The 13,603-nt window shown below is 73.4% G+C and carries 10 protein-coding genes; 4 read left to right on the forward strand and 6 right to left on the reverse strand.

The genetic code is table 11. The features are described from left to right. Positions 1–42 precede the first annotated feature (42 nt). The 4 genes from RY076_RS15795 to plsY all read left to right on the forward strand — a co-directional run bounded on the left by RY076_RS15795 (position 43) and on the right by plsY (position 6,045). Positions 43–1,041 carry a hypothetical protein gene (locus RY076_RS15795; RefSeq protein WP_323099770.1) on the forward strand — a complete coding sequence of 333 codons (999 nt, stop codon included), beginning with the start codon at positions 43–45 and terminating at the stop codon, positions 1,039–1,041. A 339-nt stretch (positions 1,042–1,380) separates the two neighbouring features. Then, positions 1,381–4,350, forward strand: a complete 2,970-nt coding sequence (locus tag RY076_RS15800; protein WP_323099773.1) for a leucine--tRNA ligase — start codon at positions 1,381–1,383, stop codon at positions 4,348–4,350. A gap of 115 nt (positions 4,351–4,465) precedes the next feature. Continuing rightward, positions 4,466–5,353 (forward strand): DegV family protein, encoded by an 888-nt coding sequence (locus RY076_RS15805; RefSeq protein ID WP_323099774.1) that lies wholly within the window; start codon positions 4,466–4,468, stop codon positions 5,351–5,353. Next, positions 5,350–6,045, forward strand: coding sequence for a glycerol-3-phosphate 1-O-acyltransferase PlsY (gene plsY, locus RY076_RS15810; protein ID WP_323099777.1), 696 nt, complete (start codon positions 5,350–5,352; stop codon positions 6,043–6,045). Before RY076_RS15805 ends, plsY begins: the two co-directional genes overlap by 4 nt. A gap of 21 nt (positions 6,046–6,066) precedes the next feature. On the opposite strand, the gene RY076_RS15815 is transcribed toward plsY, so the two are convergent. From RY076_RS15815 to purU, 6 genes are all read right to left on the reverse strand, one after another. Further along, a complete protein-coding gene (locus tag RY076_RS15815) occupies positions 6,067–8,319 on the reverse strand; it encodes an efflux RND transporter periplasmic adaptor subunit (RefSeq protein WP_323099780.1) in 2,253 nt (750 codons plus the stop codon). Further along, positions 8,312–9,298, reverse strand: a complete 987-nt coding sequence (locus RY076_RS15820; RefSeq protein WP_323099783.1) for a hypothetical protein — start codon at positions 9,296–9,298, stop codon at positions 8,312–8,314. The genes RY076_RS15815 and RY076_RS15820 overlap by 8 nt, the downstream gene beginning before the upstream one ends. A 25-nt stretch (positions 9,299–9,323) precedes the next feature. Beyond that, positions 9,324–10,541: an ABC transporter permease gene (locus RY076_RS15825; RefSeq protein WP_323099786.1), complete on the reverse strand. Its 1,218-nt coding sequence runs from the start codon at positions 10,539–10,541 to the stop codon at positions 9,324–9,326. Continuing rightward, positions 10,538–11,263: an ABC transporter ATP-binding protein gene (locus RY076_RS15830; RefSeq protein ID WP_323099789.1), complete on the reverse strand. Its 726-nt coding sequence runs from the start codon at positions 11,261–11,263 to the stop codon at positions 10,538–10,540. Before RY076_RS15830 ends, RY076_RS15825 begins: the two co-directional genes overlap by 4 nt. Positions 11,264–11,267: 4 nt before the next feature. Next, the gene (locus RY076_RS15835) at positions 11,268–12,503 is read right to left on the reverse strand and encodes an efflux RND transporter periplasmic adaptor subunit (protein ID WP_323099790.1); all 1,236 of its coding nucleotides are present in this window, start codon (positions 12,501–12,503) and stop codon (positions 11,268–11,270) included. A 183-nt stretch (positions 12,504–12,686) separates the two neighbouring features. After that, on the reverse strand, positions 12,687–13,529 hold the full coding sequence (gene purU / locus RY076_RS15840) for a formyltetrahydrofolate deformylase (protein ID WP_323099792.1): 843 nt from the start codon (positions 13,527–13,529) through the stop codon (positions 12,687–12,689). Positions 13,530–13,603 lie beyond the last annotated feature (74 nt).

The following is a 13,603-nucleotide window of genomic DNA, read 5'->3' on the forward strand; positions in this document are numbered from 1 at the left end:
GACGCCTTTCGCGCGCATCGCGGCACGCCGCAGCGTTGGCCGGTGCCCTCATCGTTCGCCGCCATCGGCGTCGCCCACGTCCCGTACATGAAGCTGCTGCCGGACGAGGAGTACTCGGCGGTTGTGGAACACGCGCGCCTCGTCCTCGATTGCGTCCCGCCGGGCTCGGTGCTGTCGCACGTCACCGCGGCGCAGCTGCACGGGATACCGCTGCCCGCCTCGGCACTGTTGGACTCGCGGACGCACGTGGTGCGTCCACTGCCCGCGACGCAGGCGCGGGTGCCGGGGGTGCGTGGCCACCGGGCGCTGCACCCCCGGGAGGTGACGACGATCCGGGGCCTCCCGGTCACCGGCCTTGCCGACACGTTCGCCGACCTGGGTGAGCTGATCGGTCGCGGGAAGCCCCTGGGCCTCGATGATGCGGTCGTGGCCGGGGATGCGTGCGCCACGATGCTGGAGAGTGTCGTCCCGCTGCGGCGGGCCATCGACGCGCGGGTCCGGCCACGGGGCAAGCGAACACTTGTCGAAGCACTGCAGCTCGTCAGGGTGGGTGCGGCCTCCCCGCGGGAGACGATCGCCAGACTCATGTTCGTCAGGGCGGGGCTGCCGGAACCGAAGCTGAACGAGCCGGTCCGCTCGGCCGATGATCCCGACCGCATCCTCGGGTTCGCCGACCTGCTCTGGAGAGTCCGGGCCCCCGACGGCACCGTCCAGCGGCTGGTGGGCGAGTACCAGGGCGAGGCCTTTCACTCCTTGGCAGACCAACGCGGCCGGGACGACGTACGAGCGCGTGGTTTCGCCGACGAGGGATGGCCGGTCGAGGAGATGTGGAAGGCGGACCTGGCCACCGAAGCGGCGAGGGTCCAGACGGTCCTGCGGTTCGCCTCCCGTCTCGGCCTTCCGCGAAGCGCCCTCACACTGTCGGCCGTCGGGCCTCGGTTCTTCGCGAGCCACGTGATCGAGGAGGCGATCCAGCGCTCCATGGCCGCCGAGGAGAGACATGCCGAACGGGATGCGTGGGACCGCCGTTGGGGCTGGTGAGGCTGAGTGCTCACTCGACGGAAGGGGAGGCCGCGGGAGTGGGGCTGGTGAGGCTGAGTGCTCACTCGATGGGAAGGGGAGTGGGTCGGTATGGGGCTCGTGGGGCTGAGTGCTCACTCGATGAGAGAGGGGGACTCGGGCGGGGTGGGCGCGCGGCAACCCGGCTCCGGCGGGTCGGCGGGAGTGGGGCGTGCTGCGCTAACCTTGCGAGCATGGCTGGTCTGCTCCTCCTTCCGCAGCCGCGTTGAGCAACGTCGGGATCACCCGACATCAGCGCGGCTCCCCCTCCTGTGCGAGGGGTTTTCTTTTGCCCCGGCGACCAGCGACGAGAGAGAAGACATGAGCCAGGCCAGCGAGAACCAGACGTCCGAGCGCCCGCAGACCGACGACACGCCGCATCGCTACACCGCGGCCATGGCCCGTGACATCGAGGTCGCGTGGCAGGACCGCTGGGAGGAGGCGGGCACCTTCGCGGCCCCGAACCCTGCCGGCCCGTGGGCCGAGCCTGAGAAGGTGGCCGCCCTCGGGCGCAAGCTCATCGTCCTCGACATGTTCCCCTACCCGAGCGGCGTGGGCCTGCATGTCGGCCACCCCCTCGGCTACATCGCGACGGACGTCTACAGCCGCTACCACCGCATGCAGGGCCGCAACGTCCTGCACGCGCTCGGCTACGACGCCTTCGGCCTGCCCGCGGAGCAGTACGCGGTGCAGACCGGCCAGCACCCTCGGAAGACCACCGAGGAGAACATGACGAACATGAAGCGCCAGCTGCGCCGTCTCGGGCTGGGCTTCGACAACCGGCGCACCTTCGCGACGATCGACGAGGACTACTACAAGTGGACCCAGTGGATCTTCCTGCAGATCTGGGACGCCTGGTACGACCGCGACGCGGTGCGCGAGGACGGCGGCATGGGCCGGGCGCGCCCGATCAGCGAGCTCGTCGAGCAGCTCGAGTCCGGTGAGCGCACCGTCCCGACCCCGGACGGACGCGCCTGGGCCGAGCTGACCGCCACCGAGAAGGCGAAGGTCCTGGAGGGCCACCGTCTGGCCTACCAGTCCGAGGCGCCGGTCAACTGGTGCCCGGGCCTCGGCACGGTGCTGTCGAACGAGGAGGTCACGAACGAGGGGCGCTCCGAGCGCGGCAACTTCCCGGTGTTCAAGCGCAACCTCTCGCAGTGGATGATGCGCATCACCTCCTACGCCGACCGCCTGGCCGACGACCTCGACGGCGTCGACTGGCCCGAGAACGTCAAGCGCCTGCAGCGCAACTGGATCGGCCGCTCGCAGGGCGCCCGCGTCACCTTCCCGGTCGTCACGACGGCGGGCGATGAGGCCGGCATCGAGGTCTTCACGACGCGTCCCGACACGATCTTCGGCGCGACCTTCATGGTCGTCGCGCCCGAGCACCCGCTGGTGGACTCGCTGGTGCCGCAGGGCAGCTGGCCGGAAGGCACCCAGGACGGCTGGCGCGGTGACGACGCCGACGCGTCCGGCACCCCGGCCGCCGCGGTGGCCGCCTACCGCCTCGCCGCGTCGCGCAAGGGCGACGTCGAGCGGCAGACCGAGGGCCGCGACAAGACCGGTGTGTTCACCGGCTCGTGGGCCACGAACCCGCTGACGGGACAGGCGATCCCGGTGTTCGTCGCCGACTACGTGCTGATGGGCTACGGCACCGGCGCCATCATGGCCGTGCCCGGGCAGGACACCCGTGACTGGGAGTTCGCCGCGAAGTTCGGCATCTCGATCGTGCGGACCGTGCAGCCGACCGAGGGCCACCCCGACGACGAGCCGTTCCTCGGCGACGGCGTCGCGATCAACTCGAGCACCGGGCGCATCTCCCTCGACGGCCTGCACGTCGCCGAGGCCAAGGAGCGCATCATCGCCTTCCTCGAGCAGGAGGGCATCGGCCACGGCACCGTCAACTACCGCCTGCGCGACTGGCTCTTCAGCCGCCAGCGCTACTGGGGCGAGCCGTTCCCGATCATGTACGACGCCGACGGCGTCGCCCACCCGGTGCCCGACGCCGAGCTGCCGCTGACGCTGCCCGACGTACCCGACTACTCGCCGAAGACGTTCGACCCCGACGACGCGACGAGCAGCCCCGAGCCGCCGCTGTCGCGCGTGCCCGAGTGGGTCGAGGTCGAGGTCGACCTCGGTGACGGTCGCGGCACCCGCCCGTTCCGGCGCGAGACGAACACGATGCCGAACTGGGCCGGCTCGTGCTGGTACTACCTGCGCTACCTCGACCCGGCCAACCACGACGCGTTCGTCGACCCCGAGAACGAGGCCTACTGGCTGGCCCGCCACGACGAGACCGTCGACGGCGCGCCTGCCGGCACCCGCGACCCGGGCGGCGTCGACCTCTACGTCGGCGGCGTCGAGCACGCGGTGCTCCACCTGCTCTACGCGCGGTTCTGGCACAAGGTGCTCTTCGACCTCGGCCACGTGCGCAGCGAGGAGCCGTTCCGGAAGTACTTCTCGCAGGGCTACATCCAGGCCTACGCCTACACCGACGCCCGCGGCCAGTACGTCACCGCCTCCGAGGTGGAGGAGCACCCGGGCGGACACGGCGAGGACCCGACGTTCACGTGGGAGGGCCAGCCGGTCAACCGCGAGTACGGCAAGATCGGCAAGTCGCTGAAGAACTCGGTGAGCCCCGACGAGATGTACGACGCGTACGGCGCCGACACCTTCCGCGTCTACGAGATGTCGATGGGCCCGCTCGAGCTGTCCAAGCCGTGGGAGATCCGCGCGGTCGTCGGCAGCCAGCGCTTCCTGCAGCGGCTGTGGCGCAACGTCGTCGACGAGGCCACCGGTGAGGTGCGCGTCGGCGACGTCGAGCCCGACCAGGCGCTGACGACCCAGCTGCACCAGACCATCGCCGGCGTCCGCGAGGACTTCGAGGGCCTGCGCTTCAACACCGCGATCGCCAAGCTCATCGAGCTCAACAACGCCGTGACCAAGCTCGACGTGGCGCCGCGCGAGGTCGTCGAGGCGCTCGTGCTCATGGTGTCGCCGATCGCGCCGCACATCGCCGAGGAGATGTGGGCCCGCCTCGGTCACTCCGGTGGCGTCGCCTTCGCGGCGTTCCCCGAGAGCGACCCGAACAAGATCGTGCAGGAGCAGGTCACCTGCGTGGTGCAGATCAAGGGCAAGGTGCGCGACCGCGTCGAGGTGAGCCCCGACATCACCGAGGACGCGCTGCGCGAGCTCGTCCTGGCCCGCCCGAAGGTCCAGGCGGCCACCGAGAACGGGGTGCGCACCGTCATCGTGCGTGCGCCCAAGCTCGTCAACGTCGTCCCGGCCTGACGCGTCCGGGCGCAGCGCCCGACCCACGGCACCGGACGCGTCCCCGACGGACGCGTCCGGTGCCGGTACGTTGGGACCACCTCGAGGCCGCTCGACCCGGCAGAAGGAGCGAGCTGTGACCACCCGCATCGTCACCGACTCGACGGCGTACCTGCCGGCCGCCGACGTCGAGCGGCACGGCATCGAGGTCGTGCCCCTGCACGTCGTCGTCGGCGGGCGCGACCACGTCGAGGGCCAGGACATCACCTCCCAGGAGGTCGCCGCCGCGCTGCGCGAGTACACGATCGTCACGACGTCGCGCCCGACGCCGCAGGTCTTCGCCGACACCTACGAGCGCCTGGCCGCCGAGGGCGCCGACGCCATCGTGTCGGTGCACCTGTCCTCGCAGATGTCCGGCACCCTCGAGGCCGCCCGGATCGCCGCGGCCGAAGCGCCCGTGCCGGTCGAGGTCGTCGACAGCGAGACCATCGGCATGGCCTTGGGCTTCGCCGTCGTCACCGGGGCCGAGCGGGCGCGCGCCGGCGCCGACGCGTCCGAGGTGGCGGCCGCGGTCCGGGACCGCCTGAAGCCTTCCGGCGTCCTCTTCTACGTCGACACGCTCGAGCACCTGCGCCGCGGTGGACGCATCGGCGCCGCGTCGGCGCTGCTCGGCTCGGCGCTCGCGATCAAGCCGATCCTCGCGGTGCGGGGTGGGCGCATCGTGCCCGTCGAGAAGGTGCGCACGTCGGCGCGCGCCGTCGCCCGGATCGAGGCGATGGTGCTCGAGCACGTCCGCGCAGGCGGCCTCGCCGTCGACCTCGCCGTGCACCACCTCGACGCCGCCGAACGCGCCGACCAGATCGCCGAGCACCTGCGCTCGCAGGTGCCGGGCTCGCCGAAGGTGCTCGTCGTCGAGCTCGGGGCGGTCGTCGGGGCCCACGTCGGGCCCGGGACCGTCGCCATCGCCGTCGCACCACGACCGGGGGAGCCGCTCGCCGAGGCAGGGGAGGGCACCCGGCCGTGACCGTGGGCTCCGTGCTCGCCTGGGCCGGTCTGGTCCTCGCGGCGTTCCTCATCGGCTCGCTCAACCCCGCGACCGGCGTCGCAAGGCTGCTCGGCAAGGACCTCTCGACATCGGGGTCGGGCAACCCCGGCGCCACGAACGCCGGACGGGTGCTGGGACGCAAGTGGGGCGTGCTCGTCGGGATCCTCGACGTGCTCAAGGGCCTCGTGCCGACGCTCGTCGCCGGCCACCTCTTGGGCGCCCACGCCGCGTACGCGGTCGGCATCGCCGCCGTACTCGGGCACATCTGGTCGCCGTTCCTGCGCGGACGCGGAGGCAAGGGCGTCGCGACGACGCTCGGGGCGATTCTGGGCGTGCACCCGTGGGTGGCGCTCGTCGTCGTGGTCGTCTTCGTCGTCGCCGTGGCGCTGACCCGATGGGTGGCAGCCGGCTCGATCTTCGGGGCCCTGTCGATGCTCGTCGTCGCCGTGCTCGTGTGGACCGGGCACGCACCCGGCGACGCGTGGACGGGCTGGTGGCTCACGGCGATCGGGCTGCTCGTGCTGTGGCGCCACCAGAACAACGTCATCGGCTGGTGGCGCCAACGCCGGATCGAGCACCTGGACGACACCGAGGACACCGAGGACACCGAGGAGCAGTCGGAGCAGGAGGAGCAGGGCGGCGAGCCGGACCGGGAGCGGGAGCAGGGCTGACCGGTCCGGCTCGTCGCCGGCTCAGCCGGTCCGGCCCGTGGTGCGGCCGGTCGTCGCGGCGCCCCCGGTGCCCCCGGTGCCGCCCGTGCCCCCTGCTCCACGACCGGTGCCCGCACCGCCGAAACCACCGCCTCCGAAACCGCCGCCCCCGAGGCCGCGGAGCCCGGTCGTCGTCGTGGGAAGGGCTGCGGACAGGTCGGCGACGACGACCTGCTCGCCGCCGCGCAGGCCCGTCAGCACCTGGGCCCAGCCGCCACCGACCGCGCCGAGCACGACGCGCTGGGCGGTCGGCACGCCCGCTGCGAGCACCTGCACCGTCGCGCTGCCGCCGTCGCGGCCGGCGAGGGCCGACACCGGCACACGCACCGCGTCGGGGGTCGCGGCCACGACGAGCGAGACGGTCGCCGTGGAGCCGGCGGCGAGGGCGGCCGGCGGATGGGCGACGAGGACCTGGGCCGGGTAGCTCGGCGACGCGCTGCTGGAGGCGGCCGCGCTCGACGAGCCGCCGCCGGCGCCGCCACCCGTCGTGCCGGCGCCGCCGGAACTCGAGGCGCTCGTCGGCAGGAGCCCGACCGACGTGACGCTGCCGGCGACCCCGGTGGTGCCTCCGGCGGGCGTGACCGTGGCCGGAAGGCCGGCGGTGACGAGGTGGACGCTGGCGAGCGGGACGGCCACCGAGACCTGCGCGGCGCCGTCGCCGACGACGACGATGCCCGTCGACGTCGACGCCGGGGACCCCGCCGTGAGGTCGACCTGCGCGACGACGCCGGCCACGGGAGCCTGGAGCGTCGCGTCGGCGAGGTCGACCTGCGCCTGCTCGACCGACGCCTGCGCCTGGAGCACCGCGACCCGGTCCGACGCGATGCGGCTCGCGGTGCTCTGCGTCCCGGCGCCCGAGCCGCTGCTCGCCCCGGAGGCCCCGGAGCCGCCGGTGCGTGTCGACGTGCCCGTCGAACCGCTGCCGCCGGAGGACCGCGAGCCGCTCGTGGACGAACCGCCTTGCGCGCTAGAGCTGCTCGAGCTGCTCGAGCCGGACGCGCCGCCCGCGCCCGTGGCGCCGGTCGAAGCGCTGCCGGCTGCCGCGGCGGCCTGAGCGATCTGCTGCACGACCCGCGACACCTGGTTCGCGAGGGTGGTGAGCTGCGAGGCAGCAGATCCCTGGGCCGCCGCCGTGGCCTGCAGGGCAGCGGCACACGTGGCCAGCTGGCCCGAGGCGGGACCCGACGGGGTCGTCGTCGGGCCGGTGGGCGTCGTCGGCGTGGTCGTCGGGGTGGACGTGGTCGGCGTGGGCGTGGTCGTCGCGGGAGCGGTGGACGTGTCCGTGGCGGTGGCGGTCGGGTCCGGCGCAGGAGGCTGGGTCGTGGCCCCCGGGGTCGGGGTGCCGGTGGAGGTGACGGAGGCCAGGCGCGCCGTCCGCGTCGACGACCGGCTCGGGCGGCCACCGGGACGTCCGGTCGGGGCGCCGGAGCCCGTGGTGCCGAGAACAGGGGCGCAGGCAGTCTGCTGCGCGGCGAGGGCTGCCTGGGCCTGCTGCACGGCGTGCACGAAGGCCTTCGTGTCGAGGGGCGAGACGCCCGAGGAGCCGGAGGACGATCCGTGTGACGTCGAGCCCTGTCCGCCACCCGACCGGCCGGACGCGCCGGTCCCACCGGTTCCACCAGTGCCGCCGGCGCCGCCGGCCCCCGTGGCCCTCGTCGAGCCGGACGATGACCCGGACGATGACCCGGTCCCGGCGCCCGAGGCGGACGACGCGGTTCGTGAACCAGAGCCCGAACCGGTGCCCGCCGCGGACGTGCCGGCGCCCGTGGACGCGCCGCTGGAACCACCGGAACCACCGGAACCACCGGTGCTTCCGGTGCTGCTCGAGCTGGCCGAGGTCGACGCTGCGCTCGACGTGGCGGTCTCGTCCGCGTCGAGGGAGGCCTGCGCCTGCGCGAGCTGGGCGCCGGCGGCGAGGAGGGCGGCCCGGAGGTCGGTCGGGTCCATCGTCGCGAGGGTCTGGCCCTCGGTGACGCGCTGGCCGACGTGGACGGGCACCGTGTGCACCGTGCCCGAGGTGGGGAAGGTCGCCGTGACCTCGTCGAGCCGGCTCACGGTTCCGGTCAGCGTCAGCACCTGCTGCACGGCGCCGCGTCCGACGGTCGCGGTGCGGTAGGTGCCGGTCGGGTCGGTACTGCGCGTCACGGCGACCGCGTATCCCCCCGCGAGCACGAGCACGACGGCGGCCGCGACGACGACGACCGTCCAGCGCCGGGTGGTTCCGCGCTCAGCCACTGGTGGTCGCCCCATCTCCGGCAGGCGCGCCCGTGCCGCTGCCGCCCCCGAAGCCGCCCCGACCTCCGAAGCCGCGTCCGGTCGTGCACGATCCACCGACGGGCCGGCTGACCTGCAGCGACGTCGCCGTCACCGCACCGGTCGTGTCAGCCTTGCCGAGGGCCGTGACGCAGAGGCCCACCTTGACGGCGGTCGCGGCTGCCGCGTGCAGCGTCGTGAACGTCGTCGACGCGTCGTACGTGACCGTCACCGGCGCGAGGGACGTGCCGCCCGGTCCGTTCGGACCACGGAGCACGACGGGCCGCACGACGAACGAGCCGGACGCGACGCTCGCGACGGTCCCGACAGTTCCCCTGCCGGCGCCTCGGAAGCCGTTCTGGCCCCCGGGTCCACCGGTCGGGGTTCCGGTCCCCGACGCCCCGCCCCGTCCGCCTCCTGCGCCTCCGAAGCCACCAGCGCCGCCACCGGCACCCCCGAGGCCGGTGGGTACGCACTGCCCCGAGGTCGCCGGGAAGAGCTCGACCGTGGCGGCGGCGACGGTCGGCGCCGTGCCAGGGGTCGCCGTGGGCGTCGGTGTTCCGGTCGCCGTGCCCGTGGGCCGGCCGGTGAACGCGGGCCGGGCCGTGACGCAGTCGCCGACGTGCACGGCGGACGCCGTCGTCGGCGTCAGGCTCGTGAACCGCGTCGTGCGGGTCCAGCTCACCGCGGTCTGCGCCGTGGCGCTCTGCACCTGGGCCGTGCTGCCGGTGACGTCGGCGACGAGGCCCGCGACGCCGGGGAACCCACGGCCCGAACCGGATCCGCCGCCACTGCCTCCACCGAAGCCGCCTCCGCGTCCGGTTGCCGGTGCCGTCGTACCGCCCCCGGACTGCGGGGCGGCCGTGGCGCCGGGGCCGCACGCCCCGAGTCCGAGGGCTGCCGCCAGGACGAGCGCCGGCACGGCGACGCGTCGACGGGGGAGAGGCTGGGTGTCGGTCACGGGATCACTCGATTCGGACGGGACGTCACTCGCTGCGGAGCGCGTCGATGGGGGCGAGGCGGGCCGCGCGGTTGGCCGGGTACACCCCGGCGGCGACGCCGATGACGAGGGAGACGAGCAGCGCGGCGGCCGCCGCCTCGACGGACACCGCGACCGGCTGGCCGATCGCGTGCGGCAGCACCGCGGCGCCGACGAGTCCGAGGCCGAGCCCGAGGACGCCGCCGACGAGGCCGAGCAGGCTCGCCTCGACGAGGAACTGGCGCAGGATGGCGCGCGGAGTGGCACCGAGCGCCTTGCGCAGGCCGATCTCGCGGATCCGCTCGGTGACCGACACGAGCATGATGTTCATGACGCCGATACCGCCGACGAGCAGCGAGATCGCGGCGATGCCGCCGAGCAGGACGGTGAGCACGTGAGCGGTCGTCGTCGCGGTCTGCACGAGCGAGGCCTGGCTGCTCACTGTGACGTCGGCGGTGTCGGCGGTGACGCCGTGCGAGGTGAGCAGGGCGTTCTGCGTCTCCTGGTAGGCAGCGGACAGTGCGTCCTGTCCGGCGGCCTCGACGTAGATCGTCGACACGGCCGGGCCGCCGAACGCCTGCGCGTACGTCGTGGACGGGATGACCACCTGGTCGTCCTGGTCCCCACCGACGGTCGACCCGGCCGTGTTTAGGACGCCGATGACCGTCAGCTGCAGGCCGCCGACGCTCATCGTCTGCCCGACGGGCGACCTTGCGCCCCATAGCTGTTCGGCAGTCGTCGCGCCGACGACGGCCACCCGACCTGCGGCGTCCAGCTCGGGCTGGGTGAAGAACCGGCCCATCTGCACCGACCGGGCCCTGACCCCGAGCCACGACGGGGTGGTGCCGACGATGCTCGTCGTCCAGTTCGTGCCGTCGGCGAGGACGCTCTGGGTCGAGGTCGACACCGGTGAGACGGCGGCGACGTCGGGAGCCACGGAGCGGTCGGCCAGCACGGCTGCGTCAGCGGCGGTCAGCGTCGTCGCGGAGCCCCGCCCGCCGCGGAGTCCACCGGTCTGGGTGGCGCTGCCGGGGGTGACGATGAGCAGGTTGGAGCCGAGCGCGTCGATCTGGCTGGCCACCTGGGCCTGCGCCCCCTGGCCGAGCCCGACCGTGAGGATGACCGCGGCGATGCCGATGAGCATGCCCAGGACGGTGAGCGCCGAGCGCATCCGGCGGGTGCGGATGGCGTCGACGGCGGTGCGGACCGTCTCGAGCCACGTCATCGCGCGCCTCCGACCGGTACGGCGCTGGCCGCGTCGGGGGTGGGTCCGTCGCCGACGAGGCGGCCGTCGAGGACGTGCACGACGCGCGCCGAGCGGGCCGCGACGTCCGACTCGTGGGTGATGAGCACGATGGTGCGCCCTTGGGCGTGCAGCCGTTCGAAGAGGGCGAGCACCTCGTTCGTCGAGGTCGAGTCGAGGTTGCCCGTGGGCTCGTCGGCGAGGACGAGGTCGGGGTCGGTGACGAGGGCGCGCGCCACCGAGACGCGTTGCTGCTGGCCGCCGCTCAGCTCGCCGGGTCGGTGGTCGACGCGGTCACCGAGCCCGACACGCGTCAGGGCCTCGACCGCGCGGCGGCGACGCTCCTCACGCGCGACCCCGGCGTAGGTGAGGGGCAGCTCGACGTTGCGCCAGGCGCTCAGCGTGGGCAGGAGGTTGAACTGCTGGAACACGAAGCCGATCCGCCGGTTGCGCACGTCGGCCAGCTGGCGCTCGCCCATGGCGCTGACGTCCTCCCCGGCGAGGTGGTACGTGCCGGAGGTCGGTACGTCGAGGCAGCCGAGGATGTGCATGAGCGTCGACTTGCCGGACCCGGACGGGCCCATGACGGCGACGTACTCGCCGGCGTCGACCGACAGCGTCACCCCGCGCAGCGCGTCCACGGCGACACTGCCGGTGGCGTAGGTCTTGCGGACATCGGCGAGGTCGAGGATGGGGGACGTCATGTCGTCACCCGCCCTGCCCGGTCCCACGACCCTGGCCGCCGAAACCGCCTCCACCGCCGCCGAACCCGCCCCCACCGCCGCCGAAGCCGCCGAGACCGCCACGCCCACCCAGGCCGCCGGTGCCGCCGGTGCCGGTCTGCGACGTGCCGCCGCCGGTCGTGCCGCGCTGGAGGGTGCTGAGGTCGATGACGACCTGGTCGCCGTCGGCCAGACCCTTGGTCACCTGGGTCTGGGCACCGAACACCTGCCCGACCGTCACCGGGGTCGTCACGGTGGTGCCGCCGCGGACGAGGGACACGACCGTCGACCCGTTCTCGGTGCGCACGGCGAGCGTCGGGACCACGAGGACGTCCTGCAGCTGGCGCACGACGATCGACACCGAGGCCGTCGTGCCGGCGTAGAGGCCGGTCGGGTGCCCGGTGAGCGCGATGGTCACGGGGAACTCCGCCGCGCCGCTCGAGCCCGACGAGGCGATGATGCCGACCGTCTTCACGGTGCCGAAGAGCGGCTGGGTGGCGCCGGTCGGCGTCACCTGGGCCTGCAGCCCGGCCTTGACGTTGGGCAGGTCGGCGTTGGTCACCGAGGTCGTCACGAGCCACGACGAGGTGGAGATGACGGTCAGGACGGTCGTGCCGGTGCCGCCGGACGAGGCGGATGCCCCCGAGCCACCCGCCGCACCCGAGCCACCCGAGCCCCCTGACCCACCCGAACCGCCCGAACTGCCACTGCCGGAGCCGGATCCGCCGACCCGTGCACCCACCTGCACGTCCACCGCGGCCACGACGCCGTCGAACGGTGCGGTCAGCGTCGCCCCGGACAGCGCGTCCTGCGCCTGGGTCAGCCGGGCCTGCGCCGAGGCGAGCTGGGCGCGGGCCGAGGCCAGCTGCGCGGCCGTCCCGGTGGAGCTGGCGTCGACCTGCGTCTGGGCCTGCGTCACCTGTGCCGACGCGAGGTCGACCTGGCTGCGGAGCGTCGTGTCGTCGATCGTCGCGAGCCGCTCGCCGGTGGTCACTTTCTGCCCGACCGTGGCCGACAGCGTCGTCACGGTGCCGGCGCTGCCGAAGGCGAGGTCGGCCTGCTGCGCCGGCTCGATGGTGCCGGAGGCCGTGACGGTCTGCTGCAGCGTCGTCAGGGACGCCGTGACGGTGCGGGTGCGCGTCGCCGTCGGGTCGCTCGCGCGGTGCGTCAGCGCCCAGGCCCCGCCGCCGCCGGCGAGGAGGAGGACCGCGGCGAGCAGCACGACGGCCCTGCTCCGGTACCACGTTCGAGGACTGCCGTCATGGCGAGACCTGGCCACCGCACACCGTCCGATCCATCCGTCTGAGAGGTGTTTTCGGCGTGACGGTAGGAGCGCCGACTCAAAGGTCGGCATGGACTGGCTGTCAGGACGCTGTGGGTGGACGCGGACGCGTCCGGCGGCGCGTCAGAAGACGATGGTGCGGCGTCCGGAGAGGAAGACGCGCGACTCCGCGTGGTCGCGGACGGCCCGTGACAGGACGCGTCGCTCGACGTCGCGACCGATCGCGACGAGCCGCTGGGGCGACTCCGCGTGCGTCACGCGGACGACGTCCTGCTCGATGATCGGACCCTCGTCGAGGTCGGCCGTGACGTAGTGCGCCGAGGCGCCGATGAGCTTGACGCCGCGGTCGTGGGCCTGGTGGTAGGGCTTGGCGCCCTTGAAGCCGGGCAGGAACGAGTGGTGGATGTTGATGGCGCGGCCCTCGAGCGCGCGGCACAGGCCGTCGCTGAGGATCTGCATGTAACGGGCCAGGACGACGAGGCCGACGTCGTTCGTGTCGACGAGGCGCAGCAGCTCGGCCTCGGCGTCGGCCTTGGTGTCGGGGGTCACCGGGATGACGGTGAACGGCAGCCCGAAGTACTCGACGAGCCCGCGGCAGTCCTCGTGGTTTGACACGACGCCGACGATGTCGATGGGCAGGTCGCCGGACTTCCACCGGTGCAGCAGGTCGAGGAGGCAGTGGTCGAACTTGCTGACGAGGATGACGGTGCGGCAGTGCTCGTCCTCGGGGCGGACCGCGAGGTGCTGGGACACGACGGCCGGGCTCTCGCGGATGGTGTCGAGGACGCGCTCGACGTCGGAGGCGTCGGCGTCGAAGACGGTGCGCATGAAGAAGAGGTTGGTGTCCTCGTCGGAGAACTGCTGGTTCTCGACGATGTTCGCGTCGACGGCGAGCAGCGCCGCGGAGACGGCCGCGACGATGCCGGGCCGGTCCTCACAGGTCAGGGTCATGATGTGCCGGGCCATTGGAGCAGTCTGGACCACGCCGCCGCCGCCGCGGGAATCGGCGCGCCCGGTGTCTCGGCACGTGGGTGGTGGAT

The sequence above is a fragment of the Intrasporangium zincisolvens genome, assembly GCF_034724055.1.
Classification (GTDB): Bacteria; Actinomycetota; Actinomycetes; order Actinomycetales; family Dermatophilaceae; genus Monashia; species Monashia zincisolvens.